The following is a 19,175-nucleotide window of genomic DNA, read 5'->3' on the forward strand; positions in this document are numbered from 1 at the left end:
GAAGCTGTACCACTGAAAGATAGTTCGTTCAGTAGACCAGTGAGTACAGGTAGGACTTCGTGTGTGCGGTTGTCTGAGAGGACTTAATCAAATGAATACAACCAACAACACCAAACCTAAAGCAAACATGCAACCAACCTTCATGTTCTATGATGTGCCAGTACGAACTGTGATGCAGCCAGATGAGCACGGAGAGAACCAACCGTGGTTCGTTGCGACAGACGTAGCAAAGGCAATGGGTTATCGTGATGCTTCTGAGCTAACGCGCTCGCTAGATGGCGACGAGAAGGGATACACAACGCTGTGCACCTCCAGCGGTGACCAAAAGATGGTTATCATTAGCGAAGATGGCCTCTACACTGGAATGATACGATCACGCAAACCTGAAGCTAAGCACTTTCGAAAGTGGGTTACTAAGACCGTCTTGCCGTCTATCCGTAAGCATGGTGGTTACATTCATGGAATGGAGAAGTTCAGCCCAGAGGTGCAGCAAAAGGTCATGGTAATCATGGTCAATCAGTTCGCTACTGAAGCTGACCGTATTGAAAAGCGTCTACGTTACAAGTTACGTCGTGCTGACGAGCGCTCAATGCGCCGCCTTGAAGCATTTACACGTGCTGATGCTGAGGCATTGATCGCCCATGAACTTCGCTATAACACAGACGAAAGCCTAACTGATGCCCTGACCGTCGCAATTGCTTCACGTGGCCTTGAGTTCACCATCTAGCCTATGACCTTGTTTGACATGATGTATCTAATCTCACTGTCTGGCATGAGCGGTGTATTCACGCTGGCTATTCTTGGTCTTCGACTTTAGTAAACTGTAGGTCAGCCTAGTGCTGGCCTTCTCAAGCAACAATTGTAAATGGGTATGGAGCTATAAGTGACGCAAATGTTACATCGCGTATAGCTACGTTACCCTGCCAACTTAATGCCGACAAAATGCCTCAACCAAACGTCCTTGCCTCAAGCTCATGCTTGGGGTTTTCTGCTTCCACAACTTAATCATCCAAACGTGATAGCGTCTCTGTACGCCTCTCTAAGCCACGCTATGCGCAAAGCCTAATGCTCATACCACAGCATGACTTAACGCCTCTCTGGGTGACTTACAGATCCACCTGTTAAGGTTGGTTGAACTACAAAGACTGGTTACCTACAGACAGATACAAAAAGACCAGCGCTAGGCTGGCCTGATGTTCAGTGCTGGCGGTTTACTTAATGCAACTACAAGAAGCGTTCGAGCTGCATGCGTTCAATGGTTGATAAGTCTGGTTTACCTTCCACCAGCATCAACGCTTGAGCTTGTGTTAACTTCTCGTTGGTCAGGAATGCGGAATACACTTCACGCAACGTCATGTCATGCACTGCTGACACTGGGCTAGCTAGAAGCTGCTCAGGTGTCGTTATGTTCAAGCCTGTCAGCTCTGCGAAACGCTCACGATTGAATTGGTAGATGTTGTTTGCGTTACTACCGTCTTTCTTCTTGCCACGTTGGACGGTCACCAGACCTGAATCGACAACACCTTTCATGTTGCGTGTTACGGTCGACACGCTGACTTCCATTTCATCGGCTAAGGTCTTAAACGAAGGCCAACACTTCCAGTCATTCGCTGGGTTCATGTGCGCCGATAGCTGAGCCAGAAGCAATCGCTCAGAGTTGCGTAGACCCAGCAGTGAAGGACGTATACGTAATAGCATCGTGGTTAGCTCGAATTGGGTGTTTGGTAGTTGGTCTATTGTAAATGACATCAGCTTTCGATAAAACGGTATGAGTTATTTGCGCGTACCTTACCGCAACCTATGCTCAATATCAACAAAGAGTATGTGCAAAATGCTCAATATAGGTACGTGCAAAATGGGCGCATAAAAAAGAACTCTTAAAAGAAAAAGAACAAAGGGCTTACGCCGCTTCGCTCAATCTGATTTTTATCTATTTCTGACGAGCAAAAGAAAGGCCACCTACCACACCAGAAATACCAGCACAGTGAGCAGCCTATACGCCTTCCTACATCGCGTCATACATTGAGTTATAAGTCATTGATTATTAACGACCATTAAACCTAGAAGCAGTTACTTCTGTGCCGCTTTTCTAGTGAAGTAATGTATTTCCGCGCTCAATGTCGTGAATTGAGTGAGGTGTGTAGTTACTTCAACTTATAGATAATGCCTGGATTACAGCGAATCATCTCAAATCGGTCGGTGAGACCAGTGAGAGACTCTGAAGCCCCAAGCAACAAATAACCACCAGGGTTCAAGCTACCCGCCATCTGGTTAAGCACTTGCGATTTCATGTCCGGCGAAAAATAAATCAGCACGTTTCGACAAAAAATGATGTCGAACTTACCCAGCATGCTGTAGCTATCCATTAAGTTTTGAGGTTTGAAGGTCACCATGCGTTTAACGGAATCTTTAACCTTCATTCGGCCTTCGCCCGCATCTTCAAAAAACTGACGCTTACGCTCTGGTGACAACCCTCGGCTCAATGCCAAGTTGTCATAAACGCCCGCTCGACAGTTTTCTAACATGGTGGACGATATGTCAGTCGCTGTAATAGAAACGTTACTCAGCAAGCCAGGCTTTTTTGCCTGCACTTCTTGGATTGTCATCGCAATCGAGTAAGGTTCTTGACCTGACGAACTTGCCGCTGACCATATCTTAATCGGGCGCCTGCTTTCAGCCACTTCAGGAAGAAGTTTGTTAGCAAGCACTTCGAAAGGATAGGTGTCACGAAACCACAAGGTCTCATTTGTGGTCATTGCGTCAATGGCTGCAACAGCAAGATCTCTGTTTCTATTTGTTAGAACAAGCTGAAAAAGCTCCGATATTGAAGCCAATTTATAGCGGCTAATTAAAGGGCTAAGTCTGCTCCTAACTAGATACTGCTTGCTGTCACCGAGAACGATGCCACATTTTCCTTCGAGATATTTGCAGAAGTCTCGATATTCTTGTTCGGTGATCGCTATATTCGTCATGGATTATATTTCTTGGCCTTTAACCGCGTTTATTACTGCAGCACTCAATTCATCAGGATCAAATTTCGGAATAAATGCATCAGCACCAACTCGCTTAACCATGGCCTCATTGAATACACCGCTGAGCGAGGAGTGCAATACTACATGAAGATCTTTTAGACTCGCATCCTTTTTGATTTCAGTTGTTAACGTGTACCCATCCATCTCAGGCATTTCTATATCAGAGATAACCAACGCCAATTTTTCATACACACTGCCTTCTTTGGCCATTTCTTGAAGTTTATTCAATGCATCACGTCCGTCATGCGCCAAAAGCACTTCATAGCCAATGGTTTCTACCGCACGCTTGACTTGCCTACGTGCAACGCTCGAATCATCAGCCACCAAAACAATGTTAGGCGCCGTGCCTCCTTCTTCAAACACGGGTTTTTGCGCCAATACTTCATCACTGATCACTTCATTTACCGGTGAAATCTCGTTCAGGATTTTTTCCACATCAAGGATTTCAACTAACTCACCTTCAATTTCAGTCACGGCGGTCAAGTAGTTTGACTTACCGGTACCTCCAGGTGGCGGCAAAATCGATTCCCAATGCATATTCACAATGCGCTCTACTGAGCCCACTAAGAAAGCTTGCGTGGAACGGTTAAATTCAGAAATGATAATGAAGCGATTTTCTGGGTCTTGAATCGGCATCCCGCCTGTCGCCAAACTCATATCAATGACTGATAAGGTTTGTCCTCGAATGTGCGCGACGCCTTTTACTAGCGGATGAAGGTTTGGCATCAGCGTCAGCTTGGGGCACTGGAGTACTTCTTTTACTTTAAACACGTTGATGCCGTAACGCTGCTTACGCATCAAACGAAAGGTCAATAGCTCTAATCGGTTTTGACCCACAAGTTGTGTGCGCTGATTGACCGTATCAAGAATCCCTGACATAAGATAAACTCCATATTGCCCTGTTATTGTTATCGTATTGCAGCAAGCAACGTCGTTGACGGTACACGTTGGCACGCAACTTGAAGGTACACTGCAGCTATTTAATTTTTATACTAACCAATTTGAGACGTATGTGTTATCAACGATTAGCCTGGCTCTTTATCGGCACATTTCTCAGCGGCTTTAGCTCAATTATAGCCGCTGCTCCAACAAGTCAACTTGAAGCAGTGAAAGAAGCTGCAGAGGCGCATGTTCAAACGCTTGTCGCGGTGCCCGAATATGGCAAATTGGAGGTAAGCGCCGGAAATATTGATTCTCGACTCCGTTTGTCCGATTGCCCTTCATCACTTCAAGCTACCGTGCCTGGTCGTCAGTCTTTAAACAAAAGCGTGACGGTCATGGTCAGCTGCAAAGAAGACAATTGGCAAGTTTATGTTCCCGTTCAAATTCGACTGCTCACACCGATTGTGGTCGCGAAACGACCTATGGATCGCGGTGTGATCATTAATCACGATGATTTGATTGTGCAATTGGTAGATTCACGTTTTCAACGAGGTCAGACGTATACGAATGCATCGACTATCGTTGGCTCAAGAATCAAACGTGTGGTTGGAATGGGTGAGCCGATTCAAGGAAACGACATTTGTATGATCTGTCGAAACGACGTGGTCGTGATAACAGCCAGCGGTAACGGACTGAATCTTATTGCAAAAGGAACAGCATTAAGTGATGGCGCTCTCGGTGAACAAATTAAAATTCGCAACAGCAAATCGAATCGAATTGTGGATGGTACAATTACCTCTGTTGGGCAAGTAATTGTAAAATTCTAGTTTGTTGCAATTAAGTGCTAAAGTTCATATAAGCACGGCCGATACTGTGAGCAACAGAAGGTTCGGACATATATAAGGCTTTATTATGGCAAGTATCGATCATTTGCGTTCTGGTCAACCCATAAATACGAACAGAACCAATCAAGGCAAGTCACAAACTAACTCAGTGGAATCTGGCGCGAGTGAAGTAAAAACTCAACGCACCGATGCATTTTCGATGAGTGACGGTAGCAAAGCAATTGGTGCGCTGAATCAGCAAATGGCCAGTGAAAGCCATTTTGACAGTGCTAAAGTGGCCGCCATTAAAACAGCGATTGCGAATGGCTCTTACAAAGTTGATGTCGATCAGCTCGCAGCAAACATTTTAAAACATGAAGATGACTTTCGTGGGATTTAGTGTTTCTTGATGTCTGAGAAAGCGTCCGATTTCGAGCAATTCCTAGAAACGCAGACAGATAATGTCAGTGCGCTTCTTGATGTCATGAAACAAGAAACGTCGGCGATTGCAGCAAGACAATCCCCCGACATTGCGGCAACGGCCAAGCAGAAACTGACGCTGATCCAGCGAATTCAATTATGCGACGCTCAAATTTCCAAATGCCCTGAGTCAACATCTCCGTCTAACGATGCAACGCAAAAAATTGCTGATATAAAAGCCATTCTGGAACAATGTCACCAATTAAATGAAGCCAACGGCATCGCCTTGCAACGCGCCCACCTAAGCATTCATAAGCTTCGCAATCTATTCCAAGAAGCCGCTGGTAAGAATGAAATGACTTACGACAGTGACGGTAAAGCATCAGGTAGTCGCACATTAGGCACTAACGTCAAAGCCTGAACCTTAAGTAAACCCGCCTCAGTTTTCATTTCCCAAAAGAAGCATATATCCCCCCTCTCTCGAAGACTCCATGCTCGCACCAACCAATATGCCTTTGTCACAGTAATGGTTTCACTCTTTGTAACGCCAACTGCTAAAAACCAAAAAAAGCTGCCATAAGCAGCTTTTGATACCCAAGTTCATCTTGGATCTAACTATTGAGCGTTAGTTGAATTTACGTTAGAAGATAATCGCATCGTTTCTAGGAACATGATGGGATTCCCCATACTCTTTCATTTTGTTCATTTTCCGAAGATTAAGTTGAAGTTCAGTCACGTAGCTGTCGCCAACTTGATAACTGGCTATCACTTCGGCAGCACGGATTATCCCATCGGAAGCGCCACTCGTACGATCGTGGCCAAGTTGCTGATCATCAACTTGTGTCAAGCCACTAACACGAACCCCATATACTTGCTCCGACAGCTCTTTATAAGCTTCTAGCTTTGATGCTCGCATGGCGCGAAACTGTTTTTCTTCTAACGTATCGCCACGCTGTGCACTGACAGATGCAGTCCCCACAGCAGAAAGGAGTTCGTCTGAACGCATTTGAGTAATTGGCTGACATGCAGTGAGCAGCATCAATATTGCCAGAGATAACCAAGTTTTCATCTTGTCTCCGTGAACCATTAAGGCTTCAAAATTATGGTGTCTGGTAAATGTTTACGTTGATCGCCGCGAATGATCACGCCATCTTCAATCCGCACTTTACGCAATGTATCGATATCCCTGCCAATACGTTCTGCAGGCAGAAAACCTTGCGCTGATGCCACAACCACACGTGATCGCATTCCCACAATACGTGCGTTCACTAATACGCCACCGCCCTGACGAAGCATAGTGCCCGTTAACACATAATCGATTTGCTGTTCAGGATTGAGCTCTTTCCAATCACGACTTAGCGAGAAGTCACCATCTTGAGTCACACGAATTGTCCCCGTGTTCTTAAAGTCGATAAGAGTAAAGCCACGTCTCTGCATTTGGTAAATCATGCCTTCTGTGACTGAATTACCAAGCCAATTGGTTTGATCCATTTCTTCGATATCAACAAAGGACACGATCGCTAAAGGTGTTCTTGCAGTCAGATAGTTGTTGGTTTCCAATAGCTCTTCTGCAAGGCCGTCTAGAAAATAATCCAGGGTATGCCTTGGTGTTTGCTGCAACAGAAACTCACTTCCCGCATACGGTTCTTTGCCGTTATAAATCGGGTTGTATGCACATGAAGCCGTAGCAAGGCTCAGTAATATCACTATCCAGTTTTTCATCGTTGTCTGGCTCCGGACACATTTTAGGGTTGGCATTGGGCTCAACCGAGAAGAAACAAAGACAAATTCATTGTTTCAACTTTTAGGAACATTATTTGCATCAATGGGGTTATATTTTCGCTGTCATTGTTAACCGCATTGCCGCTTTTCCCGCGATGTTATCTGGTCTAGCAATTATTGTACCTACTATTGGAAGTCAGGGTCATGCGCAAAAAAATTATTACTCCGTTGATCGCCTGTATGGCGCTAGCAACCGCCACAGCAAACGCTGCATGGTATGAAGTGACAGGTGCCAGTACCATTCTGGAAAGTAAAGACCAAGCAAGAGAGCGCGCATTAGAAGATGCGGTTTATCAAGCGCTCAAGTATTCAGGTGCCGATATTGCTGGCCTGGCAGACATTCGTCCCTACTTGGCTGAGTCGCGCAGTGACTACCAATTCAGCGGCAATGAAATCCGCCACATACAGGTGCTTGAGACCAAAGACCGTGGTGGCGTCATGAAATTGACGGCTCGTATTGATATCTACCCCGCGGCAAAAGCTTGCCACAAGAACCAATACAAAAAAGGTCTGCTGTTAAGTCGGTTCGATATTGTTTCGCCACAACAAGCGGCACTAGGTGGCATATTTCAATTTGGTGATGACTTCACGGTGCTTCTGCAGCGTCAATTTGAAACTCAGGCTCAAAGTTTTGTTGTTCAAGGAATCACGCCGCATAACGTTTCTCCAACGCAACCTGATATAGCAACAATGATTGCCGAAGACGCTGGCGCGCAATATGTCATGATTGGTTCGATCACCGACATGTCGGCAACCATCGACCAAAAAGTGCTAAGGGATGACAAAACTAATCGACAACTGGCACTGTCCATCGACGTTCTGGATGGAAAATCGGGAGACGTTATTTACCAAAACATCTATCGAGACATCGCAGCTTGGCCGTTTGAGCGACAAAGTAAAGTCGACACCAAGACCGCACGGTTTTGGACTTCCGCTTACGGGGAGATGGCACAGCGAGTCAGTCGCAATATTTTGTTGGATTTGGAAAGCAACCTTTCATGCCGAGCTACCACGCCGGAAGTGATATCAATCAATGGTCAGTCTGGGCAGATCAATGCTGGTCGTGTGCATGGTGTGAAATACGGTGATGAATTGTCACTCTGGCACAATGCGTCGTTTACCGACCAATATGGCGTTAACCGCACGCAACTCAAGAAAAGTGACATGGTATTAACGGTGACACGTGTTTATGACAACTCAGCAGAAATCGCCGTATCCCCGGTTGAGCTCGGACCAAGCATTCAAATTGGTGATATGGTAACCAAACACACGTTATAGCGTCATGAAAACCTTAACCTCAAGATTCTTTTAGGTATACTGACCACCTAGCGCCGCTCAATTCCTCCGCGGCGCTTTGCGCTCCCATAGCTCAACAGGATAGAGCAGTCGCCTCCTAAGCGATCGATCGGGGTTCGAGTCCCTGTGGGAGCGCCATTTCTTATTTACCTTTCAATCTTTCAATATTTCAATATTTCAATCTTTCAATAATACAAAACGAAAAAAAACGGGCCATAAAGACCCGTTTAGATTTAAGGACAACTAATTGGAGATTAGAAGTACCATTCAGTACCGATACGTACCATGGTGTCGTCACCGTACTTGCTGCCTTTTGCGTCACTCTGCTGAGCAATACGCAAGAAGGTGTATACAGAGTTGAAGCTATGACCTACTTCACCAGTGATTGTTTCACGTTTCAGGAACTCATCTTTCGTTCCGTCAGTTTCACCATCTTGAGACGCGTAACCTAGACGGAAGTTTGTTGCACCCATGTAGTAGTTAGCTTGTAGCGAGAATGCATCGATGTCACGGGTGTTGTAACCTTTAGAGAAGCTACTAGCGTTACGCTCAAACTCACCCGCTTTGTATGCAGCTGCAACCATTACATTGTCGATAGGACGAACTTCAAAACCAGCGAACCAGTTGTTTGTATCACCAACAACAGACTTGGCAACTTGGGTGTTTACGCCAGAATCTTTGTCAATTTCATACACTGAGCCATCATCAAAATTGGTATCAGTCGTATTTTCCATCGCTACGTGCAACGTCAACATTTGTACCGGATTGATAGAGAAGCTCGCACCGTAGAACTTAGAATCATCTGTATTTTCGCTGCCGTTACCTACTGACGCAGAGAATTTAGCCATGTCACCGATTTTCGCTGAGTCAAAACGAATTTGCTGGCTCTTACGGTCAAAATGGAAACGCTCACCTGCACGCCAGCCGCGGTCAAAAGTCGTACCCATGTTTGATGCACTGTATGGCCAGTCAACCAATTCATACATTGGTGTCAGCATACGACCAAAGCGAACTTGACCCCAATCATCGCCACGCATACCAACGAAGGTATCGCGGTTACCAATTTTAGCACCATCATCCAACATCCAACCAGATTCCATCTGAACAAAAGCTTCAACAGAATCAGTCATAACATGGGATGCACGGAAACCAATTCGTGATTCATTCTCAAGAACAAAAGTGCTATCAGTTGTGCCGTAGTCAACAGCAGAGATAGAAACAACACCATACATTTCAACTGAATTTTCGTCAGTTTGCGCAATCACATATGCGCTTGCCGCAGAAGACGCTAAAACTGCGGCTGCTACTGCAGAGCCAATTACAGAACGTTTAAAGAATTTATTCATGGAAAACTCCTAAATAGAAATTATTTCGTTCAATGGTGTCATCACTGCTTAAAGTTGGCCGCCAAGCTGCGATATACATGAACGGTGATTGATTATGTTTATCAACGGCGAGAAGGATAATTTTTTTCTGACCAAATTAAACATCGTTGGAGTTGAACTTTGAAGATGATCAAAGTAAACGACAAAAAAAACATTAAACAATAAAAATCAACCACTTAAACTAAATAAAAATTAATAATATAATGTGAAATTTATATTTTCAGCCATTTTGATGATGAGAATCACATTGGAATTAAAAACTAACTCGCCTTTTTTTATTTTTTTTATTTAAGTTATCAAGTTTATTTGACCTGGTTCGCACAAAGAAAATAATAAACAAAAAACAACGAGAAAGATCGTTAACAAAATAAAAACACCAACACACATACGCTGCATCAATTACGCAAAGTTAATGCAACACAAATAAGAAATGGGGGACATGCCTTTAGAGTAAAGGCATTAAGTATGGGAGTGGCTGAAGAGTCACAAGATTCATGCAATCGCAACAGCAATCGGAGTGATCAAACAGGCGGTAATTTAGCGCCAATGGAGGTGATTTCTCTTCCAAGTAAAAATGCAACGTCCTTATTTATTCACGAAAAATATGATGCTCATCTACATTATGAGAGTGGAGGTATATCTGTATGTCTTTACTAACTTTCAATTTTTCTTGATGATCATGAGGTCAATAATGAAATTCATTTACACTGCTTTAGCCGCTTTGTTGTTTTCAGTAAGTATGGGCGCATCAGCTTACGTTCTTGAAGGCAAGCAAGTCGTCGTTCCAAAAGACATCATGCAATACTGTGCGGGTGCTAATAATTTTTGGGTTTGTGTACAAAGCCAAGAAATGTTGCGCGGCGACTAACGTGATTATCGCGTCGGGCAAAAAAAAGGCTGCCCATTTCTGAGCAGCCTTTTTAATTTGTCCGTCAAATCACTATGCGTTAGCTTCTCTCGCCGAGATAAAATTCAACGCTTTCGCAATTCTGGTCACCACTTTGTCTTTACCCAACAGTGCCATCACTGCATCGACAGATGGGGATTGACCTTGACCGGTTACCGCAACTCGAAGCGGCATGCCTACCTTACCCATACCAAGTTCTAGATCAGAACAGGTATCAGCAATTAATTGATGCAGGTTTTCCGTTGTCCAATCTTGCAAAGATTCAGCTTTAGACAATGCAAGCTCCAAGGCTTCTTTGGCAACAGGACGAAGATGCTTTTTCGCGGCACCTGCTTCGAACTCTTCAAAATCTTGGTAGAAGTATCGGCTTTGCTCTGCAAGTTCGATGAGCGTGTTACAACGCTCACCAACGAGTTTGATCACCTCTATAATAGAAGGGCCATTGCTGGTATCGATCGATTTAGCATCAAGATGCCACTGAAGATACTCGGCAACGTACTCAGGCTCAGCAGTCTTAATATAATGATTATTCAACCAAAGCAGCTTGTCTGTATTGAATGCAGATGCTGATTTACTGATTGATTCCAAGCTGAACAGCTTAATCATCTCATCCATAGAGAAGATCTCTTGGTCGCCGTGAGACCAACCAAGGCGAATCAAATAGTTCAACAAGGCTTGCGGCAAGTAACCTTCATCACGATATTGCATCACGCTGACTGCGCCATGGCGTTTAGACAGCTTTGCACCGTCATCGCCCAAAATCATTGAGCAGTGTGCAAATTCAGGAACGGGAGCACCAATAGCTTCGTATATGTTAATTTGACGAGGCGTGTTATTGATGTGGTCTTCTCCACGAACAACCTGCGTAATCCCCATATCCCAGTCGTCAATAACAACACAAAAATTGTAGGTTGGGCTGCCATCTGTGCGACGAATGATCAAATCATCCAGCTCGCTGTTTGCGATTTCAATGTGGCCACGGATTTTGTCGTCAAAAACCACCGTCCCTTCTTTAGGGTTGCGGAAACGAATACAGAAAGGCGAACTTTCTGTTGCTTCAGTATTAGCAGCGACAACCTTTGGATGATTAGCGTCGTAGCGAGGCTTGTCGCCAGCAGCCATCTGCTCTTCACGTATCTCATCAAGAAGCGCTTTGGGTGCATAACACTTATAAGCTTTATCTTGGGCAAGCAGTTGGTCAACCACGTCATTGTAACGGTCGAAACGTTTAGTTTGATAATAAGGACCTTCATTCCACTCTAAACCAAGCCACTCCATCCCCTCGAGGATCGCGTCAATAGCCTCTTGTGTAGATCGCTCGATGTCCGTGTCCTCAATACGAAGCACAAACTCACCACCCATGTGTTTAGCGTAAAGCCAAGAGTACAGTGCGGTGCGAGCACCACCTACGTGCAAGAAGCCCGTTGGGCTTGGTGCAAAACGTGTTTTGACCGTCATTTTGCTGCCTTATTTAGTTCAACGTTCCGAATAGGAATTCTACAATTTTGAATGGCACATTGTACCACCATTGTTTAAGCACACAATTGTAGCTTGGATAGGAACAAAAAATAATTTTCTTAGCCGTAGCCCTCATTTTAACTGACATTACCTACCTTATTTCACGTCGCAAACGTAGAATCGAATCGACGATATTAGGACCGACTGGGGAGCCAGCGGCAAAAAGGAGTTAATGATGTTTAAAAGAACTGTAATCGCAGCTGGTGTACTAGCTACAAGTTCTGTAGCTTTTGCAGATGTCACTATCGACATTCCATCGGGTGTTCAAGTCTTGGTTGAAAATGGTATTGATTCTGACTATTCAAACCTTGGCTTTGATAATCAAGATAACGTCGTATTGCCAAATGGTGAAAGTCAAATTTTGTTCCGGCTGTCTCATATCGTACGCGAGTCTGGCAGTAAGAAAACCAAGTATAAATCAGTACCATTGGTTGCGACATTCACTGCTGCTGATGCAACATTGACACTGAAACTGCCACGTATCGATACGCTCGATGATGGACGCATGTTTGATAAAAAGCCTAGCTTTACGCTAAGTAAAAATGGCAAACCAATAGACATCAAGCAAGACAAGCTATCGATTGGCTTTGATCTTATGCCGGACTATGTAAAAGAAATTGAAAAATACAATCGCACAAACAACATTGCCAGTTGGCAATCCACAGCCGCAGTTGCAACAGTAGCAGCAACAATTCCGGTAGTGAGCAGCACATCGAACGCTGATGTATCAAAAGTAACATCATCCCCAGTATCTGCGGATGCAGGTGTTGATACTGAACAAATGCTAAAGTTTTGGTTCGCACAAGCTGACTCAGAGTCTCAAAAAGCCTTCCTAAGCTGGGCCATCCAAAACGTTAAATAAAACTCGGATTATCAAACGTTAAAAAGCAGCGTAAATGGCTGCTTTTTCTTTCTTGTAATCGGAGTAGTTATGTTCACATCTCTAAATCATAACTGTCATTTAGTGCCCACTATCTAAGCAGCAGTCTACCTTTTTATGATTGACGACGACAAAAAAGAAAGCCCGGCAAAAATGAAGTGACCCCGTAAAGTTGGACATTTCTGTTAAGCGGCTTTCAAGGCCTGATTTCGATACTCTATCGGAGTCAGGCCTTTTAGTTTCACTTTAATACGTTTGGTATTGTAGTACTCGATATATTCTTTGATTTGATTCATCAAATCATCCGCATCTTCAAAGCGTTGATTATGGTACATCTCTATTTTTAGTAGTGCGAAGAAGTTCTCTGCCACTGCGTTGTCTAGGCAATTTCCTTTTCTCGACATACTTTGTGCGAGTCCATTGTCGTTAAGCTGCTTTTGATAGGCTCGGTGCCGATACTGCCAACCTTGGTCGCTGTGTATAATGGGCTTCGATTCCGGGGTTAGCGTTGAGATAGCCTCTTCAAGCATACCAGTGACGAGTAGTAAATCAGCGCGCTGCCCAACTTTATAAGTCACCACTTCTCGCGTGAACAGGTCAATCACTGGAGACAGGTACACCTTCTGCCCTTTGACTTTAAACTCAGTAACATCAGTTACCCATTTCTCATCCGGTATACTCGCCTCGAAGTCTCTTTCGAGTACATTAGTTGCTGCTTTCCCAGCCTCGCCACGGTAAGAGCGATACTTCTTGGGTCTTACTGTCGACTTCAAGCCTAACTGCATCATCAGCTTTTGCACTGTCTTGTGATTTAACGTTACACCTCGGTTTCTCAGTTCCAAGTAAATTCGACGATACCCGTAGCGTCCTTTGTGCTCATGGTAAATAGACTGAACTAACCGCTTTTCACATTCATAGTCATCAGGAAGCTGACTCGCTTTGGCCTGATAATAAAATACGCTTCTTGCCAGGTTCAGGGCTCGAAGTAAGTGTTTAAGCGGGTATTTATCTCTTAGATGTCAACGATCACCGAAAACTGACCCACTTTTAGGCTAAAGACGATCACTCAAAATTGACCCACTGTTTTACTCAGGTATAGCGCCTGAACGACGCTTATCTTTCAATCGATAACTATCACCACTTAATTGCAGCACATGTGAATGATGCAGAAGTCGATCCAGCATCGCTGCAGTCAGTGTTGCATCATCGGCAAAAGCACTTGGCCATTACCCAAACGATAAGTTGCTCGTTAAAATGATACTGCCTTGCTCATAACGCTTAGCGATCACAGTGAAAAATAGGTTGGCTTCCTCACGTCCGAATGGGAGGTATCCGATCTCATCAATGATCAACAACCTTGGTGCCATGACTGAGCGAGAGAGGTATTGTTTCAGTTTGTTTTGCCGTTTCGCTGTTGGTAGCTGCAACATCAGATCGGCTGCGGTGATAAATCGCGTTTTCTTTTTTGCTTGAACGGCTTTCAGTCCTAATCCTATTGCTAAGTGGGTTTTGCCAACGCCACTTGGCCCTAACAGCACAACATTTTCATTACGTTCAATGAACGTGAGCGCGCTTAACTCTTGTATCTGTGGTTTAGGTACACCTGTGGCGAACTTAAAATCAAACGTGTTGTAGTGGTTTAATGATCCCGGACACCATTTAAGGTGGTAAAGTCACCACTAAAGAAAGAGGTGTTCCATGACAAGACAACGTCGTTCATTCTCCGCTGAATTTAAACTAGAAGCAGCCTGTTTGGTACTTGACCAAGGGTATTCAATTGCTGAGGCTAGCCGCTCATTAAACGTCGGTGAAACGGGACTCAGACGCTGGGTCACACAACTTGAACAAGAGCGCGGCGGTAGTACGCCAGTTTCCAAAGCCTTAACGCCAGAGCAGCAGAAAATCCAAGAGTTAGAGGCAAGGATCCATCGACTTGAACGAGAAAAATCTATTCTAAAAAAGGCTACTGCTCTCTTGATGTCGGACGAACTCGAACGTACGCGCTGATAGACCAATTGAGAGAGCAAGAACCGGTAGAATTGGTCTGTACTGTGTTCGATATCGCCACGTCGACTTACTATGAGCACTGCCAACGACGCCATGATATTGATGCTGAACGTTTGCATCTTCGTAGCGAGATCAACCGACTGTTTACGCTGAGCAGAAGCTCTGCGGGTAGTCGCACTCTGGTCGGCATGATGTGTGAAATCGGACATAAGATTGGACGATTCAAGGTTCGCCGATTGATGAAAGAGGCACAACTCATCAGCAAGCAACCCGGTTCACATAACTATAAGCAAGCTACGGTTGAACGGCCTGATATTCCCAATCAGCTTGATCGTCAGTTCACTGTCGACGCCCCAAATCAAGTATGGTGCGGCGATATTACCTATATATGGGCGGGTCATCGTTGGTGCTATCTTGCCGTTGTCATTGATCTGTATCGCAGACGGGTTGTCGGTTGGGCCATGTCTGACAGTCCTGATGCGGCATTGGTGACAAAAGCGTTGTCGATGGCGTATGAGCAACGAGGAAAACCAAGTGGCGTGATGTTCCATTCGGATCAAGGCTCCCAATACAGCAGTCGCCAGTTTCGACAACACCTGTGGCGGTATCGGATGACACAAAGCATGAGTCGCCGTGGCAACTGCTGGGACAACGCTCCAATGGAAAGGCTATTTAGAAGTCTAAAATCTGAATGGATACCAGCAACAGGCTATGCATCTTTTGCTGAGGCATCCAAAGATATCAGCCATTACCTGATGAGCTATTACAACTGGAAGAGACCGCATAGTTATAACGGTGGTCTTCCACCTGCGAAAGCTGAAAATCAGCCTAATTTACTGTCCGGAATGAGTTGACCACTACATGTCCAACTCTTTATGAGTAGGGAATCCCGCCATCCGACCGAACAGGTGACGCGTCCGCTCATCTCGCTGTTGTTGCTCACTTTCCAACACGGTAAGTAAGAACTCACCATAACTCTTTTCGTTGGAAATACACTGTTCAGCCAATGATGGCCAATGTGAAGCAATAGAGCCGAGCTTTAATGATTCACAGAGGTGCTCAATCTGCTCATGCAATAACATGTCCACCTCCTAATAGGGCTTCGTACACCCTCATAGGATGTTGTAAATCGATTGACTCTAGCGGTGGTACGATGCGGATATCTTGCGTATTTATCTGCGAGGCTGAGGAGCGAACCATTCTTGGCAGAGGGAGCAGGTGTTTGACTTCTTCGGCCAAGCGCTCTGCGGGTATCTCTGAGGTAGTGCCATGCGTTCTTTGATTCGCGACCCGCTGTAACCATGGCCCTACCTTTGCGTTCGCCACCTCAACATCCAGTTCGAGGTTTTGCGCACGAACCTCGGCATTGAGTGGCACAATAAAGCTATTTTTTAGGTAGTGGTTAAAGCGCTCAACTTTGCCCTTGGTTTTTGCGCGATAAGGTTTGCAGGCACTCAATTTAAAGCCGTAATCTTTCGACATCTGCAGCATTTCGGCCTGTAATTTATGCTCACCTTCGGCATAAGCATCACGCTCAATGATGAGCGCCTTGGCGTTGTCACACAGTACTTGCTGTGGCACTCCACCAAAATAGTCAAAGGCTTCTTTTAAACCTTGTTGCCACGATTGTGCACGTTCGTTATCAAAGAATTTTACGAACGTCGCTCTAGAGTAGCCTAACGTGGCGACAAAGGCTTTAAGTGGCCGTTTGCCACGTCGAATCGTCGTAAAGTCGATTTGCATCTGCAGTCCTGGGAGCGTTTCAAAACGCACAACAGGCTCAGGAGTCTTACAGGGTTTAAGCTGACAAACAAAACGACGTAGCTGTGCAATTCCCCCTAGATAGCCTTGCTGAGCAACCTCATCAAACAAGACGGTGGCGGGTATCCAATCTGGTTTTGCTTGCTCGATACGTTGGACGAGATACGGTTTAAATGGAGCCAGTTTTGTCGGTAGCGAGTTTCTTTGCGCGTAAGTTGGCATCTGATGCAACTGCAAATGATGCCTTACTGTGTTACGGGAAATCCCTAATTCTCGGGCAATTTTACGAATGCTTTGTCCTTGTGCAGAGCGAACATGTATATCCACAAATGTCTCCTTGGTTAACATAAATTACCCGTACAAAAAATATACGGATAGTACCAAGTGGATCAGTTTTCGATGATCGTTAGTGGATCAGTTTTGCATGATCGGTGACATTAGAGTCAGAGCGGTTGCTGTTTTTTCTTCGTTCGACGGTTTTTCTCTTGCTCCAACTCCTCCTGCTTTTTTAGAACAGCATTCTCCGCGCGTAAATAAGCCAACTCTTCTCTCAGCTCTTCGAGCGTCATTTCACTATCTGGCTTCGTTGTCGTTTGAGGTTGCTGTTTCATTGGAGGTCTACCTTTAGGCTGCGGTTCAAGCCCCTTAATTCCTTGCTCATTGTAGCGTTTGAGCCAAGTGATGAGTATGCCATTGGATGAGAGGTTTAATACTGCGCTAGTGTGCGTGACAGACCAGCTATTCGTCCACATTAATCTCAATGCGGCCAGCTTAGATTGAGCGGTGGCAGCTTGTGTTGCAGGTAGAAATGAACGGTTTCCATGGATAGCAAAGACTTGAGTCCAGTATCGAATTTGTCTGGAAGATATTGAATGTTGTTTAGCAAGCACCTCAGATGACACCCCATTTAGACACTGCTTGGCAACGAGACACTTAAACTCGCGATTGTATTTAGACATAAAAAGACCCCCAATAATTGGTCGTCCAACTATTGGGGGTCAGTTCAAAACCGGGCTATTTTTTATATTATCTAACCACTTGGATTAGAAGTAGTATTCAAGACCTAGACCGTAACCAAACTCATGGTCAGAATCATTTTTAGAGATTACGTATGGACGTGCATACACAATCGCTGCAGGGTCAAGGAAGTACAGAGCTTGTAGAGAGATGATGCTGTCTTCAGTACCAGTTGCGTTGAAGTTAGAACCGGCGTTAGTTACGTCAGCCTCAAAGTTCGCGGCATAGTTTGCTTTGAACTGCCAGTTTTCAACACCGCCATATACAATACCGATAGAAACACTGTTTTGTTCAATAGATGCGCCAGCTAGGTTAACATCCTGAGTAACATCAGTATCTTTTTCACTTACAGTGAATTCAGCGTCGTCATAGTCAGCTGATTCCATTTTGTAAGCTGCATAGACACCAAAACCATTGTCGAAGTACGCTTCAAAACCAAGTAATGCAGCGTCGGTATCAGACTTAGTCGAGCCTTTGATTTCTTTCACTGAATCAATGTTTGCACTAAAGCCAGGCTGTTGCTTCAAATAGGTATTGTAGAAGTTATCTAGAGCAGAAACTGAACGATCAGCACCTAATTCATAACCCGCATGGAAAGTAATAACACCCACGTTGTAAGAGGCGCTCAGACCATAGAAGTTAGAGCCGTCATCACCTTCAGCACCACGACCAGCTGCCACAGAGAAGTTCAGGCCACCCATTTTTGCAGAGTCGTAACGAATCATGTTTGATTGACGGTCATAACGTCCGCCGCCTAAAACATCACCGCCCCAATCGAAAACAGCACCAGCACGCTGACCAGAGTATGGCCAGTCAATCATTTGATAAAGAGGAGTTAGCATACGACCTACGCGTACTTTGCCGCCATCGTCGAATTCAAAACCTGCAAATGTGTCACGAACACCTAAACCGCTGCCAGCACCATCATCACCGACGTTACCGCCTTCCAACTGCCAAATGAACTTTGGAGCACGCTCTAAATCAGCGCTGCCACGAAGACCAAAACGAGATTCATTTTCAAATTTAAGCGGCTGCTCATTGTCTGCAATTTCATCTTCGCCATATTGCCATACAGATACAGCAACTTGACCATACAGATCTACAGTTTCGGTAGCAGGTTTTGCGAAAGCGGCTGCTGATGCAAATGCTGCCGCAGTTACTGCAGTTGCAACGATTGAACGTTTAAACATTTTTTCCATGGAAAATAACTCCTAAAGGGATGTTTCAAAATTCCAGTTCATTGCTTTAAAGGTTGGCCGCCGAAAGCAATGAGCCGTTTATTCGATTGACTAAAACGACACGTTTATCATCGATTTAGATATTTACACCACCGATTGAACTCTCCCTCAACCGATGTGTCCCAGACTACTCACCTATAAAAAAACATCAATGAGAACTTTATTTGTTATTAAAAAAATATGACTGGGTGCAAAGTTCCCTGCATCTTCGTGATCCAGATCTCGC

At 44.8% G+C, this 19,175-nt stretch carries 19 protein-coding genes, 1 tRNA gene and 2 pseudogenes; 9 read left to right on the top strand and 13 right to left on the bottom strand.

Translation table 11 applies throughout. The features are described 5' to 3' along the window. The first annotated feature begins 91 nt into the window (after positions 1–91). Positions 92–727, top strand: a complete 636-nt coding sequence (locus AC3CIC_RS12160; protein ID WP_488514734.1) for a BRO-N domain-containing protein — start codon at positions 92–94, stop codon at positions 725–727. A 497-nt stretch (positions 728–1,224) separates the two neighbouring features. On the opposite strand, the gene AC3CIC_RS12165 is transcribed toward AC3CIC_RS12160, so the two are convergent. The 3 genes from AC3CIC_RS12165 to AC3CIC_RS12175 form a co-directional block, all read right to left on the bottom strand. Further along, a complete protein-coding gene (locus tag AC3CIC_RS12165; protein ID WP_488514735.1) occupies positions 1,225–1,749 on the bottom strand; it encodes a helix-turn-helix domain-containing protein in 525 nt (174 codons plus the stop codon). A 395-nt stretch (positions 1,750–2,144) separates the two neighbouring features. Continuing rightward, entirely contained in the window at positions 2,145–2,972 is an 828-nt protein-coding gene (locus AC3CIC_RS12170; RefSeq protein WP_488514736.1) for a CheR family methyltransferase, read from the bottom strand. Between the two features lie 3 nt (positions 2,973–2,975). Then, on the bottom strand, positions 2,976–3,911 hold the full coding sequence (locus AC3CIC_RS12175; protein ID WP_488514737.1) for a chemotaxis protein CheV: 936 nt from the start codon (positions 3,909–3,911) through the stop codon (positions 2,976–2,978). Positions 3,912–3,979: 68 nt separating this feature from the next. Here AC3CIC_RS12175 and flgA point away from each other — a divergent pair, with 68 nt between their 5' ends. From flgA to AC3CIC_RS12190, 3 genes are all read left to right on the top strand, one after another. Continuing rightward, positions 3,980–4,741 carry a flagellar basal body P-ring formation chaperone FlgA gene (gene flgA, locus AC3CIC_RS12180; protein ID WP_488514738.1) on the top strand — a complete coding sequence of 254 codons (762 nt, stop codon included), beginning with the start codon at positions 3,980–3,982 and terminating at the stop codon, positions 4,739–4,741. A gap of 85 nt (positions 4,742–4,826) precedes the next feature. Continuing rightward, complete coding sequence (gene flgM / locus AC3CIC_RS12185) at positions 4,827–5,138, top strand: flagellar biosynthesis anti-sigma factor FlgM (RefSeq protein WP_488514739.1); 312 nt, start codon at positions 4,827–4,829, stop codon at positions 5,136–5,138. Between the two features lie 9 nt (positions 5,139–5,147). Further along, positions 5,148–5,579, top strand: a complete 432-nt coding sequence (locus AC3CIC_RS12190; RefSeq protein ID WP_016960098.1) for a flagella synthesis protein FlgN — start codon at positions 5,148–5,150, stop codon at positions 5,577–5,579. Between the two features lie 219 nt (positions 5,580–5,798). Here AC3CIC_RS12190 and AC3CIC_RS12195 read toward each other — a convergent pair whose 3' ends face one another. Both AC3CIC_RS12195 and AC3CIC_RS12200 read right to left on the bottom strand, forming a co-directional pair. After that, complete coding sequence (locus AC3CIC_RS12195; protein ID WP_016960097.1) at positions 5,799–6,227, bottom strand: LPP20 family lipoprotein; 429 nt, start codon at positions 6,225–6,227, stop codon at positions 5,799–5,801. Between the two features lie 17 nt (positions 6,228–6,244). Next, positions 6,245–6,880, bottom strand: a complete 636-nt coding sequence (locus AC3CIC_RS12200; RefSeq protein ID WP_016960096.1) for a FlgO family outer membrane protein — start codon at positions 6,878–6,880, stop codon at positions 6,245–6,247. A gap of 204 nt (positions 6,881–7,084) precedes the next feature. Here AC3CIC_RS12200 and AC3CIC_RS12205 point away from each other — a divergent pair, with 204 nt between their 5' ends. Together AC3CIC_RS12205 and AC3CIC_RS12210 are read left to right on the top strand one after the other, a co-directional pair. Next, positions 7,085–8,218 carry a flagella assembly protein FlgT gene (locus AC3CIC_RS12205; protein ID WP_394210761.1) on the top strand — a complete coding sequence of 378 codons (1,134 nt, stop codon included), beginning with the start codon at positions 7,085–7,087 and terminating at the stop codon, positions 8,216–8,218. Positions 8,219–8,298: 80 nt separating this feature from the next. Continuing rightward, positions 8,299–8,374 (top strand) — tRNA-Arg (locus AC3CIC_RS12210). Positions 8,375–8,490: 116 nt separating this feature from the next. Here AC3CIC_RS12210 and AC3CIC_RS12215 read toward each other — a convergent pair. After that, positions 8,491–9,582: a porin gene (locus AC3CIC_RS12215; RefSeq protein WP_488514740.1), complete on the bottom strand. Its 1,092-nt coding sequence runs from the start codon at positions 9,580–9,582 to the stop codon at positions 8,491–8,493. Between the two features lie 730 nt (positions 9,583–10,312). Between AC3CIC_RS12215 and AC3CIC_RS12220 the strand changes: the two genes are divergently transcribed. Then, positions 10,313–10,489 (top strand): hypothetical protein, encoded by a 177-nt coding sequence (locus AC3CIC_RS12220; RefSeq protein ID WP_488514741.1) that lies wholly within the window; start codon positions 10,313–10,315, stop codon positions 10,487–10,489. Between the two features lie 72 nt (positions 10,490–10,561). On the opposite strand, the gene gltX is transcribed toward AC3CIC_RS12220, so the two are convergent. Beyond that, positions 10,562–11,986: a glutamate--tRNA ligase gene (gene gltX, locus AC3CIC_RS12225; RefSeq protein ID WP_488514742.1), complete on the bottom strand. Its 1,425-nt coding sequence runs from the start codon at positions 11,984–11,986 to the stop codon at positions 10,562–10,564. Between the two features lie 232 nt (positions 11,987–12,218). On the opposite strand from gltX, the gene AC3CIC_RS12230 reads away from it, so the two are divergent. Further along, complete coding sequence (locus AC3CIC_RS12230; protein ID WP_488514743.1) at positions 12,219–12,908, top strand: YccT family protein; 690 nt, start codon at positions 12,219–12,221, stop codon at positions 12,906–12,908. A 203-nt stretch (positions 12,909–13,111) separates the two neighbouring features. Here the strand turns inward: AC3CIC_RS12230 and AC3CIC_RS12235 are convergent. Then, positions 13,112–13,930 (bottom strand): annotated as a pseudogene (locus AC3CIC_RS12235) (IS3 family transposase); the annotation flags it as partial. A gap of 81 nt (positions 13,931–14,011) precedes the next feature. Then, a pseudogene (gene istB, locus AC3CIC_RS12240) lies at positions 14,012–14,551 on the bottom strand (IS21-like element helper ATPase IstB); the annotation flags it as partial. Between the two features lie 73 nt (positions 14,552–14,624). Here istB and AC3CIC_RS12245 point away from each other — a divergent pair. Continuing rightward, positions 14,625–15,787 (top strand): IS3 family transposase gene (locus AC3CIC_RS12245; RefSeq protein ID WP_488514316.1). Its coding sequence is split into 2 segments (ribosomal slippage): positions 14,625–14,880 and positions 14,880–15,787, totalling 1,164 coding nucleotides; the frame shifts between segments, so codons are not numbered across the junction. Positions 15,788–15,790: 3 nt separating this feature from the next. Here the strand turns inward: AC3CIC_RS12245 and AC3CIC_RS12250 are convergent. The 4 genes from AC3CIC_RS12250 to AC3CIC_RS12265 form a co-directional block, all read right to left on the bottom strand. Continuing rightward, on the bottom strand, positions 15,791–16,015 hold the full coding sequence (locus tag AC3CIC_RS12250; RefSeq protein WP_488514744.1) for an ATP-binding protein: 225 nt from the start codon (positions 16,013–16,015) through the stop codon (positions 15,791–15,793). Further along, positions 16,002–17,042, bottom strand: a complete 1,041-nt coding sequence (gene istA / locus AC3CIC_RS12255; protein WP_488514745.1) for an IS21 family transposase — start codon at positions 17,040–17,042, stop codon at positions 16,002–16,004. The genes AC3CIC_RS12250 and istA overlap by 14 nt, the downstream gene beginning before the upstream one ends. Before the next feature lie 95 nt (positions 17,043–17,137). After that, entirely contained in the window at positions 17,138–17,653 is a 516-nt protein-coding gene (locus AC3CIC_RS12260; RefSeq protein WP_488514746.1) for a helix-turn-helix domain-containing protein, read from the bottom strand. Between the two features lie 84 nt (positions 17,654–17,737). Then, on the bottom strand, positions 17,738–18,910 hold the full coding sequence (locus AC3CIC_RS12265; protein WP_488514747.1) for a porin: 1,173 nt from the start codon (positions 18,908–18,910) through the stop codon (positions 17,738–17,740). Positions 18,911–19,175: the final 265 nt, after the last annotated feature.

The sequence above is a fragment of the Enterovibrio sp. QJM3NY_24 genome (assembly GCF_057786035.1).